At 55.4% G+C, this 25,412-nt stretch carries 18 protein-coding genes and 1 pseudogene; 7 read left to right on the forward strand and 12 right to left on the reverse strand.

What is annotated here, in order from left to right:
• Positions 1-303 precede the first annotated feature (303 nt).
• Both ABD035_RS03855 and ABD035_RS03860 read right to left on the reverse strand, forming a co-directional pair.
• Positions 304-1,673: pseudogene (locus ABD035_RS03855) on the reverse strand (fructose-specific PTS transporter subunit EIIC).
• A gap of 77 nt (positions 1,674-1,750) precedes the next feature.
• The gene (locus ABD035_RS03860; protein ID WP_343867837.1) at positions 1,751-2,569 is read right to left on the reverse strand and encodes a shikimate 5-dehydrogenase; all 819 of its coding nucleotides are present in this window, start codon (positions 2,567-2,569) and stop codon (positions 1,751-1,753) included.
• Between the two features lie 154 nt (positions 2,570-2,723).
• On the opposite strand from ABD035_RS03860, the gene ABD035_RS03865 reads away from it, so the two are divergent.
• Positions 2,724-4,529: an SgrR family transcriptional regulator gene (locus ABD035_RS03865; protein ID WP_343867840.1), complete on the forward strand. Its 1,806-nt coding sequence runs from the start codon at positions 2,724-2,726 to the stop codon at positions 4,527-4,529.
• 1 nt (position 4,530) lies between these two features.
• On the opposite strand, the gene ABD035_RS03870 is transcribed toward ABD035_RS03865, so the two are convergent.
• The 4 genes from ABD035_RS03870 to budA all read right to left on the reverse strand — a co-directional run bounded on the left by ABD035_RS03870 (position 4,531) and on the right by budA (position 9,258).
• On the reverse strand, positions 4,531-4,677 hold the full coding sequence (locus tag ABD035_RS03870) for a hypothetical protein (protein ID WP_343867842.1): 147 nt from the start codon (positions 4,675-4,677) through the stop codon (positions 4,531-4,533).
• Positions 4,678-4,833: 156 nt separating this feature from the next.
• Entirely contained in the window at positions 4,834-5,961 is a 1,128-nt protein-coding gene (locus ABD035_RS03875) for a glycosyltransferase family 9 protein (RefSeq protein WP_343867844.1), read from the reverse strand.
• Positions 5,962-6,765: 804 nt separating this feature from the next.
• The gene (alsS, locus tag ABD035_RS03880) at positions 6,766-8,442 is read right to left on the reverse strand and encodes an acetolactate synthase AlsS (RefSeq protein ID WP_425579702.1); all 1,677 of its coding nucleotides are present in this window, start codon (positions 8,440-8,442) and stop codon (positions 6,766-6,768) included.
• Positions 8,443-8,475: 33 nt separating this feature from the next.
• Entirely contained in the window at positions 8,476-9,258 is a 783-nt protein-coding gene (budA, locus tag ABD035_RS03885; protein WP_212712368.1) for an acetolactate decarboxylase, read from the reverse strand.
• A 104-nt stretch (positions 9,259-9,362) separates the two neighbouring features.
• Here budA and ABD035_RS03890 point away from each other — a divergent pair, with 104 nt between their 5' ends.
• A complete protein-coding gene (locus ABD035_RS03890) occupies positions 9,363-10,238 on the forward strand; it encodes a LysR family transcriptional regulator (protein ID WP_212712369.1) in 876 nt (291 codons plus the stop codon).
• 545 nt (positions 10,239-10,783) lie between these two features.
• On the opposite strand, the gene gss is transcribed toward ABD035_RS03890, so the two are convergent.
• The 3 genes from gss to ABD035_RS03905 form a co-directional block, all read right to left on the reverse strand.
• A complete protein-coding gene (gene gss / locus ABD035_RS03895; RefSeq protein ID WP_343867846.1) occupies positions 10,784-12,664 on the reverse strand; it encodes a bifunctional glutathionylspermidine amidase/synthase in 1,881 nt (626 codons plus the stop codon).
• Between the two features lie 604 nt (positions 12,665-13,268).
• The gene (locus ABD035_RS03900) at positions 13,269-14,933 is read right to left on the reverse strand and encodes an acetolactate synthase large subunit (RefSeq protein ID WP_343867848.1); all 1,665 of its coding nucleotides are present in this window, start codon (positions 14,931-14,933) and stop codon (positions 13,269-13,271) included.
• A 51-nt stretch (positions 14,934-14,984) separates the two neighbouring features.
• Positions 14,985-15,914, reverse strand: a complete 930-nt coding sequence (locus ABD035_RS03905; protein ID WP_343867850.1) for an AEC family transporter — start codon at positions 15,912-15,914, stop codon at positions 14,985-14,987.
• Between the two features lie 579 nt (positions 15,915-16,493).
• Between ABD035_RS03905 and cbpA the strand changes: the two genes are divergently transcribed.
• Both cbpA and cbpM read left to right on the forward strand, forming a co-directional pair.
• On the forward strand, positions 16,494-17,426 hold the full coding sequence (gene cbpA, locus ABD035_RS03910; protein ID WP_343867852.1) for a curved DNA-binding protein: 933 nt from the start codon (positions 16,494-16,496) through the stop codon (positions 17,424-17,426).
• The gene (gene cbpM, locus ABD035_RS03915; protein WP_343867854.1) at positions 17,426-17,728 is read left to right on the forward strand and encodes a chaperone modulator CbpM; all 303 of its coding nucleotides are present in this window, start codon (positions 17,426-17,428) and stop codon (positions 17,726-17,728) included. The genes cbpA and cbpM overlap by 1 nt, the downstream gene beginning before the upstream one ends.
• A gap of 541 nt (positions 17,729-18,269) precedes the next feature.
• Here the strand turns inward: cbpM and ABD035_RS03920 are convergent.
• Positions 18,270-18,683, reverse strand: coding sequence for a hypothetical protein (locus tag ABD035_RS03920; RefSeq protein ID WP_343867856.1), 414 nt, complete (start codon positions 18,681-18,683; stop codon positions 18,270-18,272).
• Between the two features lie 548 nt (positions 18,684-19,231).
• On the opposite strand from ABD035_RS03920, the gene ABD035_RS03925 reads away from it, so the two are divergent.
• Both ABD035_RS03925 and ABD035_RS03930 read left to right on the forward strand, forming a co-directional pair.
• Entirely contained in the window at positions 19,232-20,470 is a 1,239-nt protein-coding gene (locus tag ABD035_RS03925; RefSeq protein ID WP_212712375.1) for an MFS transporter, read from the forward strand.
• A gap of 87 nt (positions 20,471-20,557) precedes the next feature.
• A complete protein-coding gene (locus ABD035_RS03930) occupies positions 20,558-21,352 on the forward strand; it encodes a putative hydro-lyase (protein ID WP_343867858.1) in 795 nt (264 codons plus the stop codon).
• 19 nt (positions 21,353-21,371) lie between these two features.
• Here the strand turns inward: ABD035_RS03930 and ABD035_RS03935 are convergent, their stop codons facing one another.
• Positions 21,372-22,250, reverse strand: a complete 879-nt coding sequence (locus tag ABD035_RS03935; RefSeq protein ID WP_343867860.1) for a helix-turn-helix transcriptional regulator — start codon at positions 22,248-22,250, stop codon at positions 21,372-21,374.
• A 108-nt stretch (positions 22,251-22,358) separates the two neighbouring features.
• Here ABD035_RS03935 and ABD035_RS03940 point away from each other — a divergent pair, with 108 nt between their 5' ends.
• On the forward strand, positions 22,359-23,804 hold the full coding sequence (locus ABD035_RS03940; protein ID WP_343867862.1) for an MFS transporter: 1,446 nt from the start codon (positions 22,359-22,361) through the stop codon (positions 23,802-23,804).
• A gap of 211 nt (positions 23,805-24,015) precedes the next feature.
• On the opposite strand, the gene ABD035_RS03945 is transcribed toward ABD035_RS03940, so the two are convergent.
• Positions 24,016-25,233 carry a multidrug effflux MFS transporter gene (locus tag ABD035_RS03945; protein WP_343867866.1) on the reverse strand — a complete coding sequence of 406 codons (1,218 nt, stop codon included), beginning with the start codon at positions 25,231-25,233 and terminating at the stop codon, positions 24,016-24,018.
• Positions 25,234-25,412: the final 179 nt, after the last annotated feature.

Genomic DNA, 25,412 nt, shown 5'->3' on the forward strand with positions numbered 1-25,412 from the left:
GTGGACGTGTTTTCGCCTCCGGGCCGTCCGCCTGGCAGTGAGGATGACTCTGTGCCTCAGCCAGTCACACCAACGCAGCCGGTAAGCCTGCAGAGAGTAGCGAAGGGGTTACAGGGCGGTAGGGCACCCGGGGGAACAGGGAAGAAGCGGGGGAGAGTTAACGGTAGCCTGTCCTCCCCTGATTTTCGTTGCTGAAAGAGATATCACTCTCAGGTGACCATGTCAGAGCGACTGCCGGGGTGCCGGTGATACAGGACAGGTCAGAGGTATTCAGAAAAGGGCACAATGTGCCCCTTTCTGCCGTCAGGCGTGAACCGGGTCCTGTACCGGTGCCCGTCTCAGCAGCGCGTACATTCCACCGGTCACCAGACTCCCGGCAATAATCGCCACTAAATACATTCCGACGTGCCCGACGGCATGGGGGATAGCCAGGACAAATAATCCGCAGTGGGGGGCCATCAGCGTACAACCGAAATACATCGATAATCCGCCGGCTAGCGCACCGCCTGCCATCGTGGACGGGATAACCCGTATCGGGTCACGGGCAGCAAACGGGATAGCCCCTTCAGAGATAAAGCACAGACCCGGCACAAAAGACGCCTTACCGGCCTGCAGTTCCGGCGGCGTAAACCGCGATTTTGCAAGCCAGGTGGCAATACCCATCCCCAGCGCAGGGACCATCCCTGCCGCCATAATCGCGGCCATCGGCCCGTAAGACCGGGATGCCAGCAGGCCGACGCCGAAGGTATAGACCGCTTTATTGACCGGACCCCCGAGGTCGAAACATTGCATCGCACCGGGCAGAATGCCGAGTAACACCGCATTGGCAGTCGTCATCCCGGCCAGGAAGTGGGTCAGCCCTCTCATCACGGCCGACACCGGGCCACCGACCACATAAATCATCACCAGCCCGGAGATCACGGTCGCCAGCAGCGGGATCACCAGCACCGGTTTCAGGGCCTCCATAGATGACGGCAGGGTGATTTTTTGTGTCAGGAACCGGGCCGTATAGCCCGCCAGAAAACCGGCGATGATCCCGCCAGGAAAGCCCGCGCCGCTGGCGGAGGCCAGCATCCCGGCGAACAGTCCGGGGGCCAGACCCGGACGGTCGCAATAGAATAGGAAATATAGCCCGCCAGTACCGGCACCATTAAGGCAAAGGCGGCTTTACCGCCAATTTCCATCAGCGCGGCGGCGAGGGTGCCGGGTTGTTTAAACGCATTGATCCCGAAGACAAAGGAAAGGGCGATACATAACCCTCCGGCGACCACCAGTGGCAACGACACTCCGGTCATCAGATGTTTATAAATTGCCGGCAGTTCGGTTCGCCCCGCCTTCGCGGACGCCGTGTTACTCTGATAAAGCGTCGCCAGGCGCAGCGCATCGGGCAGTGTTTCTTCCGGTTTTTTCAGCGCCTGGCCGGTGCTGGTCCGGTAAAGCCGCTTACCGTGAAATCGCGAAAGGTCAGTCTCAATATCGGCGGCGATAATCACCACCTCAGCCTCACGGATATCTTCATCACTAAAGGTGTCACGGACACCCACCGACCCACGGGTTTCTGCTTTAAACAGAAATCCCTGTTTTGCGGCCGCTGTTTTCAGGGCTTCCGCCGCCATAAACGTATGGGCCACACCGGTCGGGCAGGCGGTTACTGCAATGATACGTTCGTTCATCAGATACACCTTTTTATGTTGAGGCCGGTATTATCAGTACACACAGGTGCCTGTCAGACGACAGCGGGGCTAAGCCGTTACTGCCGGGACCAGGCGGCGGCCTGGCGGAACAGTTCTTCTGAAGGGCGGACCCCGGTATATAACGCAAACTGCTCGACGGCCTGAATCGCAAAGACTTCAGAGCCGGTGATCACTGTCTTCTTCAGCGTCCTGGCCGCGTTGATCAGGGGGGGCGTCTCCGGTAATGCCACCACATCAAAGATGATGTCTGCGTCGGCGATCTCTTCCTCGCGGTAGGCGAGGGTCTGTTCATCACCGCCGCCGGCCATCCCCAGCGGGGTCGCATTTATCAGCAGTTGTGGCTGCAAGCCGGCACTGTCACTGCCAGCCTCGAACCCATACAGATCGGCCAATCGGCCAGCTTTTGCCGGATCCCGGTCAATGATCCTGCCACGGGTAAATCCGGCATCCCGCAGGGCGCAGGCGACCGCTTTTGCCATACCACCGCTGCCACGCAGCACAAACGTCAACCCGCTATCGACTTTGTACTGCCTGAGCAATGTCGCGATGGCAATGTAATCGGTGTTATAGGCCTTCAGGTAACCTCCGGTATTAACGATCGTATTGACGGAATGAATCGCTTTCGCCGAGGCATCCAGTTCATCCACCAGCGGGATCACCTGTTCCTTAAAAGGCATTGAGATGGCACATCCCCGAACCCCCAGCGCCCGTACGCCGCTGATAGCCCCGGCGAGATCTGTGGTGGTGAACGCCTTATACAGATAATCAAGCTCCAGGGCATCGTAAAGGAAGTTATGAAACCGTGTGCCGAAATTGCTGGGACGCGCGGCAAGAGACATACAAAGGGTGGTGTCTTTATTCAGATGACGGGTCATTTACAGCTCCTTGTTTTTTCAGTCAGGCATTTCGGAGACAGGGCACGGGGGCTTGTCTCCGGACAACGGTAACAACACTTGCCGTTATCCTGATAATGGACTAAAAAGAGGAAGTTAAAAACGGCTGTCTTTTTATCCCGGGAGTTCCGCTTTTATGTCTTTCCCACGGCTTGAACAACATTACCGCCGACTGCTGGCGTTTTATCCTCAGCGTGAAGTGACACTGACACTGGGGGAACTGGCGGACAAACTCTGCTGCTCAAAGCGCCACATGCGGGGGTTATTACTGCGTATGCAACAGGCCGGCTGGCTGAACTGGCAACCCAGTGCCGGACGGGGTCATCAGTCGGAACTGGTCCTGTATTACAGCGAAGCGCAACTGCTGTTAAGAAAAGCGGAACAACTACTGGATGAGGGCGATATCCGGAGTGCGGTCGGTCTGCTGGGGGACCAGCAGCAACTGGTGGCCGGGCTGTTGCGGCAGAAACTGGGGTATCAGGTTCGGGAAGATTACCAGTCGCTGCGTATCCCCTATTACCGCACCATGCCGAACCTTGCCCCGGGCACACCGTTGCGGCGCTCTGAAATCCATCTGGTGAAGCAAATTTTCAGCGGTTTGACGCGGGTCAATGAACAGACCGGCCTTGCCGAAGCGGACCTGGCGCATTTCTGGTCGCACCGGGACTTCCGTGACTGGACGTTTCATCTGCGTCCGGCGGTGCGTTTTCACGATGGACGGGAACTGACCAGTGAGGACGTCGTGGTATCGCTGCAACGCATCGCTACTCAGCCACTGTTCTCCCACCTGTCCCGGATTAATGCCAGAGGACGCCTGACGGTGGAGATCACCCTCAGCCAGCCGGATGCCCGGTTACCTCTGCTGCTGACGGACAGTGCGGCACTGATATTACCGGCCGATTTTGCCAGCCGGCCCGGCTTTGCAGCTTCGCCGGTCGGGACCGGGCCTTATCTGGTGGAAGAAAATAACCGCCTGCATCTGAGAATGCGGGCCTTTGACCACTACTTCGGTCTGCGCGGACTCCTCGATGAAATAGAGGTCATCGTCTGGCCGCCAACGCTGAAACAGGCCGCCGGCCTTCCTCAGGGAGGGGCAGAGGCTCAATACCGCAACAGGGCACAACCGTCAGCGTGGCTTAGCTCCAGCCTGAGTGACATCGAGTATATTTCGGGGCAGGCTCTCAGCCTGACCGGGCCACCCGGCGAAGATTGCGGTGAGATGTTCCCCGAAAAAGGGGGCTATTTTCTGCTCTTTGACAGCCGTTCTCCCCACTGGCAGCAGAGCACGGCACGACGCTGGATCCGCGAAATTCTCAATCCCTATACGCTTATTCAGCGTTTTGTGCCGGCGATCCGTCCCTTCTGGATCCCTGCCGCCAGTCTGATGCCGGACTGGCTGCATAGGATGTCTGAAGGGGAGGCGGTCCGTCCGGATTCCTTACCCGCCGGGGAGCCAGGGCGCGTTCTCCGGCTGGCCTTCCATCGCCAGCATCCTGAATTTGAAATGCTGGCCCTTGAGATGCAGCATCTGTTACAGGCGCAGGGCATTGTGCTGGAACTGATCGAACAGGACTATGAAGAGTGGGCTGGCGGGGAGGAGAGTGCCGATCTCTGGCTGGGCACAGTCAACTTCCCGGTTCCTGAAACCTGGAATGCCGGCGCGTGGCTGTTCAGCCTGCCGCTGCTCAGGCATTCGGTTTCCGGCGGGGATGCTGAACGTTTTACACAATGGCAGCACGCCTGGCGGGATGAATCTTTGCAGGGCAAGCAACTGACTCAGCAGGTGATCCATGACGGCTGGTTACAGCCGCTGTTTCACCACTGGATGCGGCTGAAAAGCCCGGGGCAGGCACAGGGGATCCGGCTGAATAATCTTGGCTGGTTTGATTTCACCCGAGCCTGGATGGCACCTGCCACAGGCCCGGGGAATGAAGAGCAATGACTCAGAGAAGGCGGCTGCGCATAACCTCACCGCAGAGCAGTTCCGCCCCCGGACGCTGTTTCTGGTCATGCTTCAGTGCAGACTGACACTGAGTTTCTGTCGGATAGAGCGCTTTGGTCACAGGGAGCACCCGGGAATGGGAAATCATAAGTGCAACGAATCCGGCTATCATAACTATACCTCCGGCGGTTCCGGCCTCAGATACTGTTAAGTGTAGCGGATAACAGGGGTTTTGCCGCACTTTATTTTCATCAGATCCCGTGCCCTGCCGGGCAAAAAACCTGCGATCAGCGCGGATAAATCGTCATTTACCCTGGTTTTCCCGGATATCTGCCGCCGGGCTCGCGGCAATCTGCGCATCCTGCCGCAGACCCGTGCCGCGGTTCAGGAAGGCCTCGATACCGGTAAGGATCGCGTCGACGGGAGCATCTCTGACCTGCGATTCGCTGACCACAATCTGCCGCGCAGCAGCATAATTCGGTGCCCAGATTTTATAACCGGGAAGTCCGGTATCTTTCAGCCGTCGCCGGTTATAGACCGCCAGCAGGTTGCGGTTAAGGGCATTGGCGATATGGACTATCGCGGTGTCGATACTGATCACCAGTTCGGCGATCCTGACCGTTTCAATGGCCGTATTAATGGTACTGTCGGGAATGATACAGACTCCGGGGCCGGCAAATTCCCTGACTTTCTGCGGGATGCCGGTGATCACGATTTTACTGTCCGGCCTGGTCTGGCGCAGATAAGCGATAATTGCCTGCACCTGAGTGACAGAGAAATCTTTATCCGGCGCGCCGGAAAGCGGGTTAATGGCAATCACACTCTCCCCCGGGGAATAACTGAGGGCACGACAGACTTTTTCCCGCTCCTGCGGCGATCCTCCCAGGAAATAACGGGTGTGTTGCGGATAAATAGAAAACAGGGCCAGAACTTTCCGGTGCCGAGCGGTAACGTGGGTATCTGCGTCCAGGTGTGCGAGGGAATAATGGTAGATTTTCAGCCCGTCTTTATTGAAGCCGATATTACACTCAGCCCCCAGACGCCAGAGTAACTTTAACCGCTCATAGTCATGGACATCATCAAAGTCGATCACTGCCCCGAATTTTTCGGCGCGTAATTGATGCAATGACATTCTGTTTTTATACAGGAAGATCTTTTCCAGATAGTCGCACCCGGAGAGCATCTGCCCGCACACCGGGCCGGTCAGTACCGAGACCTTATATCCCTGGTCTGCCAGATGGCGGGCGGTGAAGGTGGTCACGACCATATCGCCGGCTTTATCATCGAGACGCAGTAAAAGAATATGGCGCAGCCGGGTCAGTTCGGGTGGCTGCCGGAAATATTGAAGATTCAGCCAGCGGGCGAGCAGGCGGCCTTTAAGATGGCGGATAATACGGTTCTTTCTGTGATTGATAGTTTTTAAAACGCCCATAGCCAGACCTTCTGTATCTCTGAAAGGTAAGGGCCCGGGAGCTCAGGATTTTCAGAAACAGGATAATGAGTAAATTAACGTGATCTGTTAATCCATACCGGTATGTTTTGTCGGGAAAAGCAGGAAGCGGTTGCCGGTGCCAGTCTAAAGCGGATAAACAGCGTCTCCGGAGCACATTGTGGTCACCGGTGCACCGTTAACCCACGGAAATTATGGCCTGTAAGCCGCCCCCCGGACAGCAATTTTTTTATCATATTGGTAAATATTATTCTACAAATAAGGAAGGCTGATACACACCCGTCGGCCGTTCATGCCCTGGCGGCCGGTTTGCCCTGTCTGAGGTGCCTCCTGCGTTTCCCGCAGTGATAAAATGATGCACGGATAACCGGCAGCAGAAACTGACAACGCTCGTCCACAGCCCGGGATTGCCGGTGAATAACGGTATACCCTTGAACTACCGGGCGGACAGCAATAACAGAAATAAGCGCTAAGCAGGCAGGGGGCTAAGTCCTCAGACCTGACCAGGAGGAGGGCGTGTTGCCGCAGGGGTGCTGGCTCCCGGGGCAGGGGGGAGAACAGCCCGCGGGCCGGCCAGCGGGACATCTGTCAGCTACCCAGGGGAGTGAGTGCGATCACCTTTGTCACCGCCGGTACTGGTGGCAGAGTGAACCGGCGCGGGATATGACAGATAACGCGGTGACGGGTAACCTGCTGAACGGGATGTTCGCCGGCTGTCCCTGCAAAAACGGGCACCCACAGGCACCCGTTTTTCACCGTCACTTCACGTTTCGCTATGGCGGTGACTCAGAACATTTCAGCCATATTCAGCTGGCTCATCAGTAATGCATTGGCACTGTAGTCAACCGGAATAGCCACCACGGCCGGGCCCTGTACATCCATGGCGGCCCGCAGGGTCGATTCCAGCGTCTCTGACGAGGTCACTGCGAAACCTTTGGCACCAAAAGCTTCGGCATAGGCTTTGAAATCGATCGGTCCGAAATCCACGCCGGACGCACGGTTGTACTTTTTCTCTTCCTGAATAGCGACCATGTTGTAGCAATTATCGACCCAGATAATATGCAGAATGTTCACACCCAGACGCACCGCGGTTTCCAGTTCCATGCTCGATTGCATAAAGCCGCCGTCCCCGGAGACAGAAACCACTTTACGTTGCGGGTCAACCAGTGCAGCACCGATCGCCCAGGGCAGGGCCACCCCCATCGTTTGCTGACCATTAGAGATCAGTACCTGACGGGCACGGAAGCTATACAGATAACGGGCGATCCAGATATGGAAGCTCCCCATATCGACACACAGGGTCACATCACTGTTAACGATATCCTGCATGGCACGGACCAGACGCAGCGGATGAATGGCAAACTGCTGCAGGCTGCGGCCTTTCTGGGCCAGTAACTCACGCTGCTGCTGACGTTCCTGCAGGATAAGCGTGGTGCTCTGGCTGAGTGCATAGCGGTGATTAATCTGTTCTGCCAGCAGATCCACGGTTCCGGCAATATCCCCGATCAGTTCAATGTCCGGAGAATAGTGGCTGTCGGTTTCGGCCGGTAAGACATCGATATGGACCAGCCGGGCCGTTCCCTGATTCCATTTCACCGGCTCGTATTCCACCGGGCTGTAACCGACGGTGATAATCAGGTCTGCATTCCGCAGTAACTGATCACCGGCCTGGTTATTGAACAGGCCCACACGTCCGGCAAAGCGGGAAAAGTGGTTCTGGTCGATCACCCCGGCCGCCTGATAGGTACTGGTGACCGGAATTTCACTGCGGGTCAGCAGACGGCGAACGGCATCGGCATTACGAGGCTGACTGGCCATCAGACCCAGCAGCAGGACCGGATTTTTCGCCTGAGCGATCAGGGCAGAGACTTCATTGATCTCTTTCTGCGGTGCTGTACCCAGCGAGGGCAGTCGTGCGCTCAGTACATGCCCGCTGGCCGGTTCATTTACAATATCCATCGGCAGACTGATAAATGAGGCGCCGGGACGCCCAAACTCAGCCGCCCGGAAGCCGTTAGAGAGAACCTCTGCAATCGCAGACGAGGACGTAACCTCAGCGGAGTATTTTGTGACCGGACGGAACATGGAAACGGTATCCATGGTCTGGTGAACCTGTTTCAGATGGTCCTGACGGCTGACCGCACCGCCGATAGCCACAAAAGGGTCACCTTCTGACGTCGCGGTTGCCGCACTGGTGATAAGGTTTGAGCAACCCGGACCGGAGGTAACCAGTGCCACTCCGGCTTTACCGGTCAGACGGCCAATGGCACCGGCCATAAATCCGGCATTGGCTTCCAGTCGCACCGGAACGGTAATAATCGAAGAATCTTCCAGCGAATCGAAAACCCGGTCAATTTTAGCGCCGGGAATACCAAACACATATCTGACCTGCTGTTCTTCTAACTGGGCAACGACCAGGTCGGCACCACATTTCCACTCGGTTTTTTTATCACTCTTGTTCACAATAAGGTCCTTACTCGCCTGTTCGATAGCGGATTAGCCTTCAACAGACTGGATGGCTGCACTCAGATCTTCAGGATTAAGATCGGCGTTACGGAAGTCTTCGTCCTTAGGAAAATCGATCACCAGTTTTTCGATGGTACCAAAGGTGAGCCGGCCTTCCCTGACCTGATAATCGAGCACATGACCACCACTGCTGCGTTGCTGGTTAATAAAGTGTTCGTGATAACCGGCGACATTGATCCCCTGCATAAATTCCGGTGTCAGGAAACCAATCAGCACTCCGTCCTGTTGCTCAATATGAAACACCGGCTGTTCTTCAACCGCCTGCATCATGGGTTTATAAGGACGGTGCTGTTCCGGTACGGTTCGCGTATCGACTTTGTCGAAATGACCATCGATGCGCAGCGCACAGAAGATATTCTGACTGGCGACATTGGCATCGATAATGTCGTGGATCTGCTGACGACTGTGTGGTTCTCTGATGGTGTATTCGTGTGTCGGATTGAAAAAGGTCATCACCGCAAACGGGGTTTTCTGATCCGGTGAGGCACTGCGCGCACTGCCATCACTGCGCAACTGAAACACATCACTGTTGAACGCGATCATCTCCCCATCCAGATGGTTAAATGTTCCGAGTCCGAAATCACCGTGCTCCAGTAACTGACGGATAGTCGTCTCGCCTTCATAGACGCCGCTGAGTAATGCACTCATCAGTGAGGCCTGGTAGACGATATTCTCGCCGCGATCTTTTTCTAATTTTAACGCTGCCCTGGTAATATCACTGATGCAGGAACACCCGCAATGTTTCGTTTCCATGATTTATCCCTGAGGTTTTATGTTTAACCTTATGGCCTAAAGGTTGACAGGATGGCGGGGATAATTCCAATATGATGCACTACTCACTTTAAGACGTTTTTGATATGGAACTTCGGCATTTACGCTATTTTGTTGCGGTCGCGGATGCGGGGAATTTTACTCGTGCGGCAGAAAGTCTGGGGATTTCCCAGCCGCCGTTAAGTCAGCAGATACAGCGGCTGGAGCATGAAATCGGCAGCCCGCTGCTGCGCCGGCTGACCCGCAGTGTCGAACTGACACCGGCAGGAAAAGTGCTATATGAAGATGCAATTAAAATCCTGAAAATGTCTGATTCGGCGTTTGAGAAAGCCTGCAGTGTCGGACGGGGACTGAGCGGGTCGCTGCGGATAGGTTTCGCGTCCTCAACCGCACTCAACCCACAGGTCTTTACGCTGTTACACAACTTCCGCGACCATTATCCGATGATTAATCTTCTGCCCGGCGAATTGCATATGTCAGCGCTGATTAATGAATTGCTGAAAGGTGCCATCGATATCGCGTTTATTCGTCTGCCCTGCGACAGAAGCCGGGAAGTGGATTATCGGGTGATCGATAATGAAGAGATGGTCGTAGCGTTACCGCTGAATCATCCGCTGGCAGAGCGTCCTGCACTCAGCTCACTGGCAGACTTACGCGATGACACGCTGATTATCTTCCCGCGGGAGATCTCGCCCGGACTCTATGACTCGGTGATATCGGCCTGTCATCATGCGGGGTTTACGCCGCCGACCTTTGCGCAATCGCCGCAGACGACATCGGCTATCAGTATGGTGGCGACCGGCTTTGGTTATGCGATAGTGCCGATCTCACACAGCAGAATTGACCAGGCGAATGTCTGTTATCTGCCTATCGAAGGAGCGCCACTGAAAGCTCAGGTTGCACTGGCCTGGCGGCGTCATAACCTGAGTAAAGCGGGCGAGCATTTTCTGGCTTTGCTGTAAGCGACGCGGTGGCGTGGTATGGCCTCCGCCAGGAGGGTGGCAGGGGGGCGCGGAATGAAAACGGATCCCCGCAATATCATTTATGACCGAAACGGAGTTTTCCGGTCTGCATAGCTCCCGGGAGGATGAGGATATCATGCGCCGTCCGGTTTATATGCCCGTGCATCCGGAGAGGCACCGGGCAATAGCGTCGCCGTCTGACTTTGTCTGTCACTGCATATTCTGCTTAACGTGTCCTGCCGGGGGGGCTGTCCGTGGCCCGCTGTACATCATGGAAGGCCATCGGGCAATAGCGTCGCCGTCTGACTTTTTCTGTCACTGCATATCCTGCTTAACATGTCCTGCTGGCGGGTGTTCTGTCCCGGGGCCCCCTGTATGCCAGCAAAGGGATTACGCAGAGTCATTTTTCTCAGGCTGATGATCCGCGAATAAAGGCGTTATCACAGGGATAGCTATCCCCGGGAAAAAGGGCAGCGATGACTTCAGAACTCCCGCAGGATAACTCAAAGCGTCAGGCACCGCCAGCTGGCTGGGCCTGTCAGGCGTCAGCCGATAAAGTCCTGATCGTCGATGATCCTTAGTGGCTCGATATCGCTCTCTTTCTTAATCACCAGCGTCGGGTCAGAACGCAGGCAGGCCCCGCCGTAGTGGCCCCCGACGGTGAACGTACAGACCTGAATATATCGTCCGGCCACCCGTGGCAGGCACCAGAGTTGCTGATAGATACTGGTCTGCCCGGAAAACCGGCCGCCTGTCTCGCCGAGTAACTGTTCACTGTGACTCACCAGTCCGATATTACTGCCGCAACGTCCCCCGATAGGCTTGATGGCATAGCCGGTCTGTTGCAGTTCCTCATTAATGGTGAAGTCAGTATCCAGCAGATATTTATGGTGCGGGAACAGCGACCAGAGCACCGGAAGGATCGCTTTATTGCCCGGGATCACGGTCCACAACGGTTCAAACACCATCACCTCAGGTCGCAGTAGTACATCCATCAGCCGGACCTGATGGTCGGCTTCTCCGGTACGGATCGGTAAGGCGGCCGGCGTTTCGGCTTCACATTCGGCCCGCAATTGTTCCAGCACGGTTTCCCAGGCCCAGGTTTTCCAGACACAGTTTACTTCACGGGCATCCGCGTCAATCAACTGACCGGTGGCGCTCCAGTGTAATTCCCCGAGGCCGTGCAGAATTTTGCTTTCAAAGCCGGCATCGGTTAATGCCTGTTGCATCATCAGCGCATGATAATTTTCCTCAACATCCTCATCCTGAAGAATATGCACGAACGGCAGGGCATCACTGTGTTTCCAGGCATCCGCCAGCGTATTGATCAGACGACGGCAGGGATCTTTACCTTCGTTAACGCCCCCCTGACGTGCCCATTTCCCCAGCACGATGCCGCCTTCTGTGTGACAGGAGGCAGAATCCGCGTTGTATTCGTAGACTTTCAGGCCCCGTTCATCCAGACAAAAGTCGAGCCGGCCGGTGATCATATGATGGCGGCGCCTCTGCCAGGAGAGCCGCAAGCGAGGCCAGAGAATTTCAGGGATATCAAACAGGCGCAGCAGGCTGTCATCCCGCAGTACTTTATCGGTGGCATGAAGGTACATCAGGTGCAGTTCGTTGGTGGCGCTGATCAGTTCCTGTTCTGCACTGCGGGAGATCGTAAAATACTGACAGGGATCGGCATTGATCACCGCACCGTGATTGGCCTGCATATAGGCATGTTCAACCGGGTTATTGTTATCCAGCCATTCACCGGAAAATCTGTCCGCGTCCGGCAGGCGTTTAGCGTGGATTGCCAGGTATTCCGCCGCAGTTTCGGGCGCAGGCAGGCTGTCGACGCTATCGCAGGTCTGAACCATCCAGCCGAGGATCTCCGTGTCATCAAAGGTATCTTCGATAATATAGCGACCGTTATCACAGCGCAACACCAGCTCACGGGTCCATTGCTGTCCGGCAGGTAACGGGCTATGGACCACATTCTGTTCAACTATCTGTATTTTTCCGGCATAGACACGGGTAATGACCGCGACATGGCCGGTGGTTTCAAATTCCCCTCCCTGTTGCCAGATCAGTAACGCGCCGGACACCGGTGGCCGGGCACTGCCGTTAGCAAAAGCCTGCAATGGCAGAATATCGTCATTAACCACCTGGCGAAGAAAGCGCAGGGCGAAGATTTCGTAAGCCATCCGCACATCGGTAAAGACTACACCGTAGTTCAGATACAGAAAGCGACGGGCGAATTCCACACATTGCCACTTATAGCCCATATATTCGTTGCCAAGATAACTCCTCAGTGACGCATCGTCCGGAAACTCTTCGCTGTCCAGCGAATCGTAATCAGAAGAATAGATGGCGACGCCACCGGGGGCGTAACCTAATACTGTGCCGAAAGGAGCGTGATTTTGCGTAAGTTCCACAATCATTTTTTGCCTTAATCGAAAAACAGCCAGCCTGAGGCCGGGCGTGTTCAGTATCCCTGATCTCAGGAGCGTCCCGGGCGAGGCGGGTTCAGGGAGTGTTTCCCGGAGCAGGGTGCCGGATACAGCGGACGGCAGACGGGGCGGGCAAAATAATCATAGCACTAAAATTTATGAAATAAACCGGGGTTTACGTGACGTTGTCACTTTCATCAGGGTATCCTCTGGCGACAAGACTGCCCGCAGCCCCTGCTGGCAACAGAGGCCGACAGCGGGATCGTTTATTCTCACCTGACTTTCTCCGTAGCTCGTTCTTACGCTCGTCCGGACTGGCGGGTTATGGTGGAAAAGCCGCCCGCAGCCCCTGCTGGCAACTGAGGCTGACAGTGGGATCCTTTATTCGCCACCTGACTCTCTTCGTAGCATGTTCTTACGCTCGTCCGGGCTGGCGGGTTATGGTGGAAAAGCCGCCCGCAGCTCCTGCTGGCAACTGAGACTGACAGCGGGATCGTTTATTCTCACCTGACTCTCTCCTGGCTCGTTCTTACGCTCGTCCGGGCTGGCGGGTTATGTGGAAAGGCGGCCCGCAGCATTTGCGGGCCGCAGAGGCTTACAGTGCGATAGTTAATTCCCCGAGGTTTTTTACCAGTGCCATGTTTTCACGGTAGTCGACCGGGCAGGCAATCACCGTCACACCGTCGCTGGCCAGGGCTTCGTTTAGCACCGGCAGTAATTCCCCGGCAGAAGAGATCTGATGACCGCGGGCACCAAAACTTTCGGCGTACTTCACGAAATCAGGGTTACCGAAATCCACCGAATCATGGGCACCTTCTTCAATATCCATTTTCCATTTAATCAGTCCGTAACTGCCATCCACCCAGACCAGCACGACCAGCGGAATACGTTCACGGACAGCAGTCTCAATTTCCTGGGAATTCATCATAAAACTGCCATCCCCCATACTGGCCAGTACCTTACGCCGGGGAAACGCCAGTTTTGCCGCAATCGCGCCGGGCAGGGAAAATGCCATGGTGGATAATCCGTTTGAGGTCAGGCAGGTCAGGGGCTGATAGGTCGGATAAAGACGGGAAACCCACATCTTAATCGCCCCGGTATCCGCCAGTACAATATCATGGTCATCCAGCGCACTGCGCATATCAGCCACCACCCGTTGCGGTTTCAGCGGGAAACTGTCGTCATGACGGCCTTTCTCCAGTTCCTGCTCACGCAGGTGGCGGATTGTGGCGCTGCCCGGTTGAGCATGCAGCGGTGCTTCACCCAGCGCCTCGCTCAGTGCGGCCAGTGTCAGTGAAATATCTGCAGCCAGGGCGATATCGGTGCGGTAGTGACGGTCGGTATCCGGAAGGAAACTATTAATATGGATGATTTTTTTGTCGGCCTGCGGGTTCATTCTTTCCGGGGCAAATTCCTGAAGTTCGTAACCCACCGCCAGGATCACATCGGCTTTATCGAAGGCAAAATTCTCGTAATCATGGCGCATAAAGCCCATAACCCCCAGCGCATGCTGACTGCGATCACTCACCACGCCTTTCCCCATAAAGGTGGTCGCTGCCGGGATCTGATAACGTTCGGTAAACCGGTTCAGCGCTTCCGCGGCACCGTTTCTCGCCACGCCGTGTCCGGCCAGGATGACAGGGAAGCGGGCTTCACGCAGCCGTTGCGCGATAGCCGAAACCGTCTCCGGCGGCGGCAGCGAAATGCTGCTGGTCACCGGTGGAATGGGCTTCAGGGTATCGGGTACCGGCATCGCTTCCACATCCTGCGGAATGGCCAGATAAGTGGCCCCCGGCCGCTCCTGCTGTGCTATCTGAAAGGCTTTACGGACCATTTCAGCCGAGGCGTCCGGGGTGTAAAGCGTTTCTGCCCACTGAGTGACCGGCCGGAACATAGCCGGCAGATCGACAATCTGATGGGATTCTTTATAGATCCTGTTCAGGCCTACCTGGGCCGAAATCGCTACCAGCGGGCTGGAATCGGTCTGCGCATCGGCAGTGCCCAGCAATAAATTGATGGCACCGGGGCCGAGGGTCGCGGTGCAGACCCCGGCTTTACCGGTCAGGCGACCGTAGATATCGGCCATAAAGGAGGCGGCCTGCTCATGGCGGACCAGAATGAAACGGATATTTTCTGAGGCAGTGATGGCACGAACGAATTTAATATTTTCCTCGCCCGGGATCCCGAAGACGTACTTCACGCCTTCGGCTTCAAGACAGGAAACAAGAAACTCTGCGACATTTTTTGTTTTAACGGTCATACATTATCTCCGGGATATCGGTTATCGGCTCAAACCGCAACGAAGGGTTAATTATCCGGCCAGGTAATATAACAATCCGCCCATGGTCAGAATCGAGAAAAGTGTACTGAAGAAGAGAATGGAAGCGATTTCCTGCCCGGCCGTTTTATATTGAACCGCCAGGATGACACAGACGGAGGCGGTCGGAATGGCCATGCTGATCACCGACAGGCTGAGTGTCTGTCGGTCGGTATGCAGCCAGATCGCCAGGGCCATAATCAGTAACGGCAGCAGGATATTCTTAGCCACAATGGACAGGATCACCGTGCGGTTAAACACCACATGATAGGAGTACAAAATCACCCCGGACGCGAACAGCGCCACGCCTCCGGTGGTTCCGCCGAGCAGTTGTAAGGCGCTGCGGAACGCCGCGGGAATATGCAGGTTACACAGTAAAAGGATCAGCGCCAGTACCGGGGCCCAGACCACGGGTTCTTTCAGGGTATGGACAATATGTTGCAGAAAGGAGTCGTCCTTCTTTTCTGTATCGGAAGAGGAGAGGATCAGAATAGTCAGCGGTACCTGGAAGAGGTTCATAATAATACTGCATAAGGCGATGGGAATGGTGCTGATAGTTCCGTACAGATGGCCCAGTACCGGTACCCCGACAAAAGGGACCGCCGGGCCGGAAACCGACAGGGCCAGCAACGCCGCCAGACCGGGTTTCTGACGAAACAGATAGCGTACCAGCAGAAAGACAAGCAGATATCCTCCCACCATGCCGGCCAGCAGGATGACGGCAATCACTCCCTGGGCAAGCAATACGGAACGTGAGAGACCCATCATCCCCGCAAACAGGGTTAACGGCAGGGCATACAGCATTACCATCCGGTTGAGTACCGCTCCCTGACCGGCATCAAAATCATGGTGCCAGCCGGCAATAAACCCCAGCAACAGTGTGACGACTATCGGCAGAAGTGCCGGGATAATCAGATCAATCATTATTGTCCTCCCGCATCAGGTCTGGCAGCATCGCCGGGCCAGGGCTGTGGCCCGCAAAGGCATCTAAAGTAGCTCTGATGATCCAGGATGTATAGCGCGCGGCTTACGGGGAATACGTAAGTTTTACTGATGAAACAACTCCGTAAATAAATGTTATTTCCGCACGAAGACTGTCAGCCTGCAGGAATTAAGGGCAGGTTTCAGCCGGTGATATAAAACATGGCGATATGCTTAAACAGCTATTTAACCTTGTATATTGCAGGGTTAATCGGGTAAGGGCATTAATTTTCATCGGGTTATTTTTCATCCCTTCAGGAAATAAGCGCCACGGGAAGCCGGTCACACCGTTCTGTAAGAAAATAATGTAAGCTGATATTAACCTGTCACCGGGATTGAAGGGTAAAGAATTTCTTTTGTGTTTTTCCTTTTCTGCGGCAGTCAGGGCGGCGCCATATCAGGAAATTACCATGAGAATGACACTGCAAAGCATTACGCTGCCGTCTATATTTATTACTCAGCAGGTCCTTATCACTGACCTGACCAGAATATTCGCTTCTTACTGACCCGAAGGCTAATGCTATGGAACTGAAGGATTACTACGCTATTCTCGGGGTGGAACGCACTGATGATACAAAAGCCATAAAGACGGCTTATCGCCGTCTGGCCAGAAAATTTCATCCCGATGTCAGTAGTGAGAAAGATGCAGAGACAAAGTTTAAAGAGATCGCCGAAGCCTATGAAGTGCTGAAGGACAAAGAGCGTCGGGAAGAATATGACACCCTCTGGCAGCACCGCAATGATCCCCGTTTTAATGAGTATTCTTCCTCAGGTCCGGCCTATTCAGACGCCGGAAGTGCCGGGCAGGAAGACTTTTCTGACTTCTTTAGCTCCGTTTTTGGTCAGCAGTCGCGACAGGCCCGGCAACCCCGGCCGGAGCGTGGGCAGGATATCGAAACCGAAGTGGCCGTTTTTCTTGAAGAGGCCCAACGGGGGGAAACCCGGACCATTCAGTTCAGTTTACCGGTCCGTAATGGCTTTGGGATGATCGTCAGTGAAATCCCGAAAACGCTGAAGGTAAAAATCCCTGCCGGTATCGGTGACGGTGAACGGATCCGACTGAAAGGCCAGGGCGGACCGGGGAGCGGTGGCGGACCTGCCGGCGACCTGTATCTGGTCATCCGTATCGCTCCGCATCCTCTGTTTGATGTGACGGGGAATGATATGGAGGTTGTTCTACCGCTGGCCCCGTGGGAGGCGGCGCTGGGAACCAAAGTATCGGTACCGACATTGCAGGACAGCATTCTGCTGACCATTCCACCAGGGACACAAGCCGGGCAGCGTCTTCGGGTAAAAGGGAAAGGCCTGGCCGGGAAGCAGAATCAGGGAGATCTGTACGCCGTGGTGAAAATTGTGATGCCACCCCGGCCGGATGAAAAATCACAGGCACTCTGGCAGCAACTGGCTGACGCCGGGTCGGCGTTTGATGCCCGCCGGGGATGGGGGAAAGAATAATGAGTCATGTCACAATCACCTTTACCGTCACCGAGTTTTGTCTGCATACCGGCTTAAGCCGGCCGGAACTGACCGAAATTATTGGCCTGGGAGTCCTGGAGCCACAGGGCGATGTCTCTGAGCAGTGGCTGTTTGATGATGAATCGCTGGCGCTTTGCCTTCGGGCCCAGCGTCTGCGCCGCGAACTCGAACTCGACTGGCCGGGTATTGCGGTGACGCTTTCGTTACTGGATGAGATAGAACGGCTTAACAGTGAAAACAGGCAGCTGCATCAGCGTCTGCAGCGTTTCACCTCCTGTTAGCGTAATACGCCCTGCCTCGGCGGCAGGGCGCTAATCTGTGTTCCGGCCCTGGTCAGACAGCGGACAAGAGGCTGTTCATGCTGCGGGATTGTATTACCGCACCTTGCAGAGGCGCGGCTTATGCTGAAGTAGCACTTTCCCTGGTAAACAACGCTTGTCTGTACAGATAATACTCCCCTGATAATTTTTGCCGCCGGTGGCGTCGCTTTCCGGGCAAGGCCGTCGGGACACTAAAACTTTCCCCGGTAAACAACGTTTGTCCTTACAGATAATACTCCCCAGATAATTTTTGCCGCCGGTGGCGTCGCTTTCCGGGCAAGGCCGTCGGGACACTGTCTCCTGAAGAATCGCTCCCGGTGAATCTGTCGTGACGGCGCTGATCTGTTACTTCTGCGGGGCCGGCGAACTCATTACCTTAAACACTCTGATGGTCAGCGATAGACAGGGATCACCGGCAGCCGGAGAGGTATCACCGTGGGCGCCGCAACCTTTCCTCATCCGGGACACCGGTTACGCTGCGATGAGATCATCCTTCACCGGGTCAATGGCGGGCCAGCCAACCGCAGGTCTCTCCGATCAGTAATTGCCTGTTGTCAGAATTCCTGCTCTGGTTTGCTGATGTACTGATGTACTGATGTACTGATGTACTGATGTACTGATGTACTGATGTACTGATGTACTGATGTACTGATGTACTGATGTACTGATGTACTGATGTACTGATGTACTGATGTGCTGATGTGCTGATGTGCTGATGTGCTGATGTGCTGATGTGCTGATGTGCTGATGTGCTGATGTGCTGATGTGCTGATGTGCTGATGTGCTGATGTGCTGATGTGCTGATGTGCTGATGTGCTGATGTACTGATGTACTGATGTACTGATGCCGATGCCGATGCCGATGCCGATGTGCCGATGCGGCGACCGGGAAAGGGGATGGTTAACGGAGTTAACATACCGGTTCCGGCAAATCACCGCATAAGATCCACCACAGCTATGACCTGCAGCAACCTTTCTCCTCAAGCGCCTGGTGGGCGACAACCCCTTTAATGCTTTTTATCGCTGACCGGTTGGCTGGCCAGCCGGTATGACATCTTGATGGCTACGGTAAGTTCAGCGACTTTACGGGGATCGCGGACAGGCAAGCCAGCGTCAAGCGGGTACAAAGGATGACCTTGTTAATCCTGAAAACGGGTTTCCTCACGCAGATGATAGTAAACAGTGTAACTTTATGGTTTATAAGGAAAACAGGGATAAATGGCCTGATAATATTTGGTCTTTTTGTATGATTATCAGTCATGGTATCGGTTCCTTTGCGGCCGGGTTTGCAATTCAGATTTAAGCCTATTAAGGTGTGCGCCAGACAATGTCAGCGCTTTAATTCTTATTGGCATAAAGCTTGCTTGTATATAAGACAGGTCCTCAGATAAGAGAACTGACCTGCGGTAGCCGCTGCGGTTGCGCAGCATTCAAGACAATACATTAACCTGCAGAGTAAATAATTATGTGGCTCAGGGAAACCAACAGCGCCGAGCGTAAAACGCTCGCCGCTGCTTTTATGGGATACGGGATCGATGCGTTCGACTCCATGATTTACACCTTTATGATCCCGACGTTTATTGCGTTGTGGGGCATGACAACCACCGAAGCCGGGTACATCGCAACCGGTGCATTAATATCATCCGCCGTGGGCGGATGGCTTGCCGGGATCCTGGCAGACAAATATGGCCGGGTCAGAATGCTGCAGGTCACCGTCCTCTGGTTTAGTTTCTTCACCCTGTGCAGCGGGTTTGTTCACTCACCGGAACAACTGCTGTTTACCCGGGTTATGCAGGGGCTGGGATTCGGCGGAGAATGGTCGGTCGGTTCGGTACTGATTTCTGAAATGATCCGCGCCCGTCACCGGGGTAAAGCGGTCGGTCTGGTACAGAGTAGCTGGGCAGTCGGCTGGGCAGTGGCTGCCATTGCTTACTGGCTGATCTATTCTTCATTCTCTCCGGCACTGGCCTGGAAAATGTTGTTCTGGGTCGGCGCATTGCCGGCGCTGATCCTGGTCTGGTTACGTCGCAACCTGCAGGACCCGGAAATTTATCTGCAAACGCGCCGCCGTCAGCAGGAGACCGGGGTATCGGAAGGCAGCTTTATGCAAATCTTCCACCCGAAAATGCTGCGTATCACGCTGTTTTCCAGTCTGCTGGCCACCGGTATGCAGGGGGCTTACTATGCGGTCACCACATGGCTGCCGACGTTCCTGAAAACTGAACGTCACCTGTCAGTGCTGAACACCAGTGGTTACCTGGTCATACTGATTGCAGGATCCTTTGCCGGATATCTGACCAGTGCCTGGGTTTCCGATGCGTTTGGCCGTCGCCGCTGTTTTATCCTGTTTGCTCTGTGCGCCATCGTGCTGGTGGTCAGCTATACCTTGCTGCCGGTGACCAATGCGGTAATGATGGTCCTTGGCTTCCCGCTGGGCTTTTTCCTGTCCGGTATTTTCTCAGGAATGGGGGCCTACCTTAGTGAGTTATATCCGGGGCATATCCGGGGATCGGGGCAGGGATTCTGTTATAACTTTGGCCGTGCCGTCGGGGCTATCTTCCCGGGAATGATTGGTTACATGAGCGGGCACATGCCTCTGGGCACCGCTATCGGTTATATGGCTGGCGGCTCGTATCTGCTGGTGATTATTGCCTGCCTGGCATTACCGGAAACCCGTGGTAAACAACTGGACGCGGCGGGTTAACTCCGGGGCTGAGGTTGAGGATTGCTATTTATATCCGTCGCTTTATAGTGAAGCGACGGACTAAAAAGCAGAAGAGTCATACCCGTTATGCCTGAAACCTACCCGCAGATCTCCGCTGCCCGCGCCGCCCGCGCGAGCTACCGGCAGGGGACTGTTATGCCTACCGCCGGTGTCGCCCCCGGGATGACCCAGGCCAATATGATTGCCTTACCGCCGGATTACGCCTGGGATTTTCTGCTGTACGCGCAGCGTAACCCGAAGGCGTGTCCGGTACTGGATGTGATCGAATCCGGCCGGACAGAGACACCTCTGGCCGCCGGGGCGGACATCAGCCGGGATATTCCGTTATATCGCGTCTGGCGAAATGGCCGGCTGGCCGAAGAAATTACCGATGCCTCCGCTCTCTGGCAGCAGCATCCTGACTTAGTCACCTTCCTGATTGGCTGCAGTTTTACCTTTGAGACCCCGCTGGCGGAGGCCGGTATCGACATCCGCCACATCAGTGCCGGGTGTAATGTGCCGATGTACCTTACCCGCCGAGAATGCCGTCCGGCAGGGAAGCTCCGCGGCAGGCTGGTGGTGTCAATGCGCCCGATACCGGCGGACCGGGTGGCCGATGCTGTGGCGATCAGCGGGCGCTATCCTTCCGTTCATGGTGCGCCTGTGCATATCGGTGACCCTGCGGGCCTGGGCATTACCGATCTCCGGCATCCGGATTTTGGCGATGCAGTGGAGATCCGGCCCGGAGAGATCCCGGTCTTCTGGGCCTGCGGAGTGACTCCGCAAGCGGCGGTGATGGCCTCACAGGTGCCGTTAGCGGTCAGCCATGCGCCCGGGCATATGTTTATTACCGATATCGCAGACAGCACCTTTCATATCTGATCACTGAACAGCATCACCGTCAGATATGGGTCTGCTGCGCCAGTTCGCCGAGTATTCTTTCGCCCTCCGCATCCTGTGGCAGAAACACCAGCAAACGGGAACCATCGCGGGGGGCAGAGAACCAGTTCATCTGCTGCAGGGTGAAGTGACCGTGGCGCGGATGGTTAAAATGTTTAATGTGATTTTCGATACTGCGGATTTCATAATGCTGTTGCCAGAGCTCATAAAAGCGGGACGAGACGGCAAAAAAACGCTCCAGTAACTCTTCCCAGCGCGGATCTCCGCGATATTCCGCCATCCCGGCGCGGAAATAAGCCACATAGAGGGGTAACAGCATTGACTCATCACACAAACGGCTGCGCCATTGTGCATTCGTCAGGTACTGATAAATGCAGTTCCGTTCCGCGATCGGTACCGTATCAAGATCCACGCCCATCAGGCGGCAAAAGGCTGCGTTATAGCCGAGAATATCGAAATTCGGTCGTTGCAGTGTCGCCGGATTTGGCATCAGCGAGTTGAGTAACCGCTGTGATGCCGGGCCTGCCTGCCGGCATTCTGCGCCCGTCGGGCCCGCCGGTACCGGCAGCCCGGCCAGGATAAACAGGTGGCGGGTTTCTGCCGGCGTGCATTGTAATGCCTTACTGACTGCCGATAAGACGGTGGCCGAGGGCTTCATCTCCCGGCCCTGTTCAAGCCAGGTGTACCAGGTCACACCGACATCCGCCAGCATTGCCACTTCCTCCCGGCGCAGGCCGGGGGTACGGCGGCGGCCGGTATTCGGTAACCCCAGACGTTGCGGGTCCAGGCTTTCCCGGCGGGTACGCAAAAAGGCGGCCAGTAACTGACGGCTGTTTTTTTCCTGTCTCACAGGACTGACAGCGGAAGGCTGCATGGTCATTCTGTACTCCAGCATGGTAGTGCTGATACCAGTATAAGCAGGTACTGGTACCCTGTTAAATATTCCTCAATACTACGGGCAGAAAATAAAACACACAATGGAGCTTTCATGAAAGCGACACCTGCCTCGCCCGGGAAAACCGGTCTGATACTGTTACTGACGGCGCAAATGTTACCGTTGATAGATACCTCAATCACTAACGTTGCACTGGAATCGATCACCCGTTCACTGTCCAGCAGTGCCACAGATCTGGAGTTGATTGTTGCGCTGTACGGCGTCGCCTTTGCCGTCTGTCTGGCCGTGGGCAGCAAACTCGGCGATAACTATGGCCGGCGGCGGATACTGCTGACCGGGGTGACTATTTTCGGCCTCGCCTCTCTGTTCTGCGGTCTGTCCGCCACTGTGACTCAGTTACTGATCGCCAGGACGGTTCAGGGGATGGGGGCGGCCCTGATTGTGCCGCAAATTCTGGCAACCCTGCATGTGACATTGTCCGGGCACGCCCACGGCAGGGCAATCAGCCTGTACAGCGGCATCGGGGGACTGGCATTTATTATCGGACAGGTCGGGGGCGGCTGGCTGGTGTCGGCAGATATCGCCGGGCTGGGCTGGCGTAATGCATTTTTTATTAATGTGCCCATTTGTCTGCTGGTTCTGATGTTTAGTCTGCGCTTTATTCCGGAAACCCGTAATGACCAGCCTTCGCGCATCGACTGGCAGGGCACAGTCTTACTGGCAATTATCCTCTGCTGTCTGCTATTTCCGCTGGCTCTGGGGCCGGTGATGCACTGGTCGTGGATGATGCAGGGAGCCTTTATCGCCGTGCTGCCACTGGCTCTGCTGATGCGTTATGGCGCACTTGTGCAGCAACGGCGCGGCCTGACCCCGCTGTTACCGCCACGCTTACTCAAACTGCCGGGGGTGCGCTTCGCCTTATTGATTGCTGTGCTGTTTTTCACCTGCTGGTCCGGGTTTATGTTCTGTATGGCGTTAACCCTGCAGGCGGGTGCCGGTATGGGCCCGCTGGCCTCCGGTAACAGCTTTATCGTGCTCGGCGCCTCTTATTTTATGGCTGCACTCTATGCGCCAAAACTGATTGCCCGATACTCTCCGGCCCCTGTATTACTGGCAGGAGTGCTGGTGCAGGTCAGCGGTATTGTGCTGCTGATGGCGACTCTGGCCTGGCAGGGGAATGCCCTGACACTGTGGTCGATCGCCCCCGGCTCGTTGCTGATGGGGATGGGACAGGCGGTGATAGTGAACTGTTTCTACCGGGTGGGGATGCGGGATATTGCTACCCGGGATGCCGGTGCAGGCAGTGCCATTCTCAGTACCTTACAGCAGGCTTGCCTGGGGATTGGGCCCGCCGCCGCGGGCGCGCTCTACCAGCATCTGCATCAGCACCTGAATGGCAGTTATGCCCATGCTATGTCCGGTTTCCTGTTGGCGGAGGCGCTGGTGATGATGGCACTGGGACTCGCCACCCTGCTGAAACGTCACACGCTGACTCTGCCGTCTGTACAGGCAGGAAGCGGGGAGAGCAGCAGGTCTTAAGATCGGACAGAAAAAACGCCCGGGGAGGTCATGCCGGTCGTTTAAGGGAGTAAGGCCCGAAATTTCGGGCCTGTGGTTCAGTTCATCAGGGGGGAAACCCGGGTTCCTCCGTTTTCCCTTTCAACCTATGTATGCGTTTATCTTCTTAAAACGTTTAACTGAATCACATTACCCGGGGAGGCATCGTTTCGGTCTGACTGACGGGGCTGGCTCAGTCGTCGTCTCTCTGCGGCTTGACCCGGGTCGTCAATGCCATAATGGCACTGGCCAGACTGAATACCCAGATGATCCAGGCCATTGTCCACGGAGTGCCGTCGCTGAACATGGCCAGCAATAACGAGGCAAAAATCCCGCTACCGTACTGCAAAGAGCCGATCAGTGCAGAGGCAGAACCGGTGATCTCACCGGCATTATCCAGCGCCGCCGCCGTTGAACCGGCCGCGATAATGCCGTTCATCGAAAAGAAGAACAGGATGGTAATGACAATCAACACCATCCCTGCCGGATGTCCTGCCGAGACCAGTGCCAGCAGGGTTGCCGCAATCGCTGCAACGATCGCCGCGACCTTCAGCAGTTTCTCCAGCGGAAAATGTCGTACCAGATGGCGGTTGGCCTGGCTCATAATCACCACCCCGACGATATTCACCGCAAACAGCCAGCCGAAATATTGCGGGTCAACCCCGAAATAACTGATGTAAACGAACGGAGAGCCGGCAACAAAGGCATACACCCCGAGATAATAAAACGCCAGGCACAGGGTAAAGCGCATAAAAACGGTGTTACGCAGCAGTGAATAATAGTTAGTGACCGCCCTGACAGGGGAGGACTTTACCCGTTTCTCCGGAGGCAGTGTCTCCGGCAGCCAGTAAAGGGAAATCAGCATCAGAGTGCCCAGCCCGGCCAGTAACCAGAATATAGCCTGCCATGAGGCGAAACGGATGATTTGCCCCCCCATTAGCGGGCCGGCGATAGGGGCTATCGACATAATCATCATTAATACCGACAGCATCTGCGCTGCGCGGGTCCGTGTAAACAGATCCCGTATCATTGCCCGTGCCAGCATGGGGCCGGTACAGGCACCCAGTGCCTGAAAGACGCGCCAGAACACGATCTGAGTAATATTGTGCGATAACGAACACCCGATGGAGCCGACAATAAACAGCACCATACCGATCATCAGGGGTTTGCGGCGTCCCAGAGAGTCACTGATCGGCCCCCAGACCAGCTGCGCAATACAGAAACCGAGTAAAAAGCCGGTAATGGTCAGTTCGGTATTACCCTGCAGATCTTTCTGCATCGCGGGTAATGCCGGCAGATAAATATCTGTCGAAAGCGAAGTAAAGGCCATTAACGCGCTGAGGATCAGCACGAAAGGCATGCCGGTGACCGGCAAAGCAGCATGACGCGGCTGTGATTTCATGTCAGACATAAAAATCCTGATGCAAGGAAGCAATGTATGTAAGTCGTAAGCCGTATTAGCTGTGAAGCAGGCAGGTTTGAACGGGTAAGGCCCGGGAGCTGAATTTATCACGGTTAATTCGCGGGGATCTTACCTGACAGACGGGGTCGGGACAAGCCTGAGGCCGCTGCCCCCCCTAAGCGTAGCAG

Source organism: Tatumella terrea, from assembly GCF_039523755.1.
In the GTDB taxonomy this organism is placed as follows: Bacteria; Pseudomonadota; Gammaproteobacteria; order Enterobacterales; family Enterobacteriaceae; genus Tatumella; species Tatumella terrea.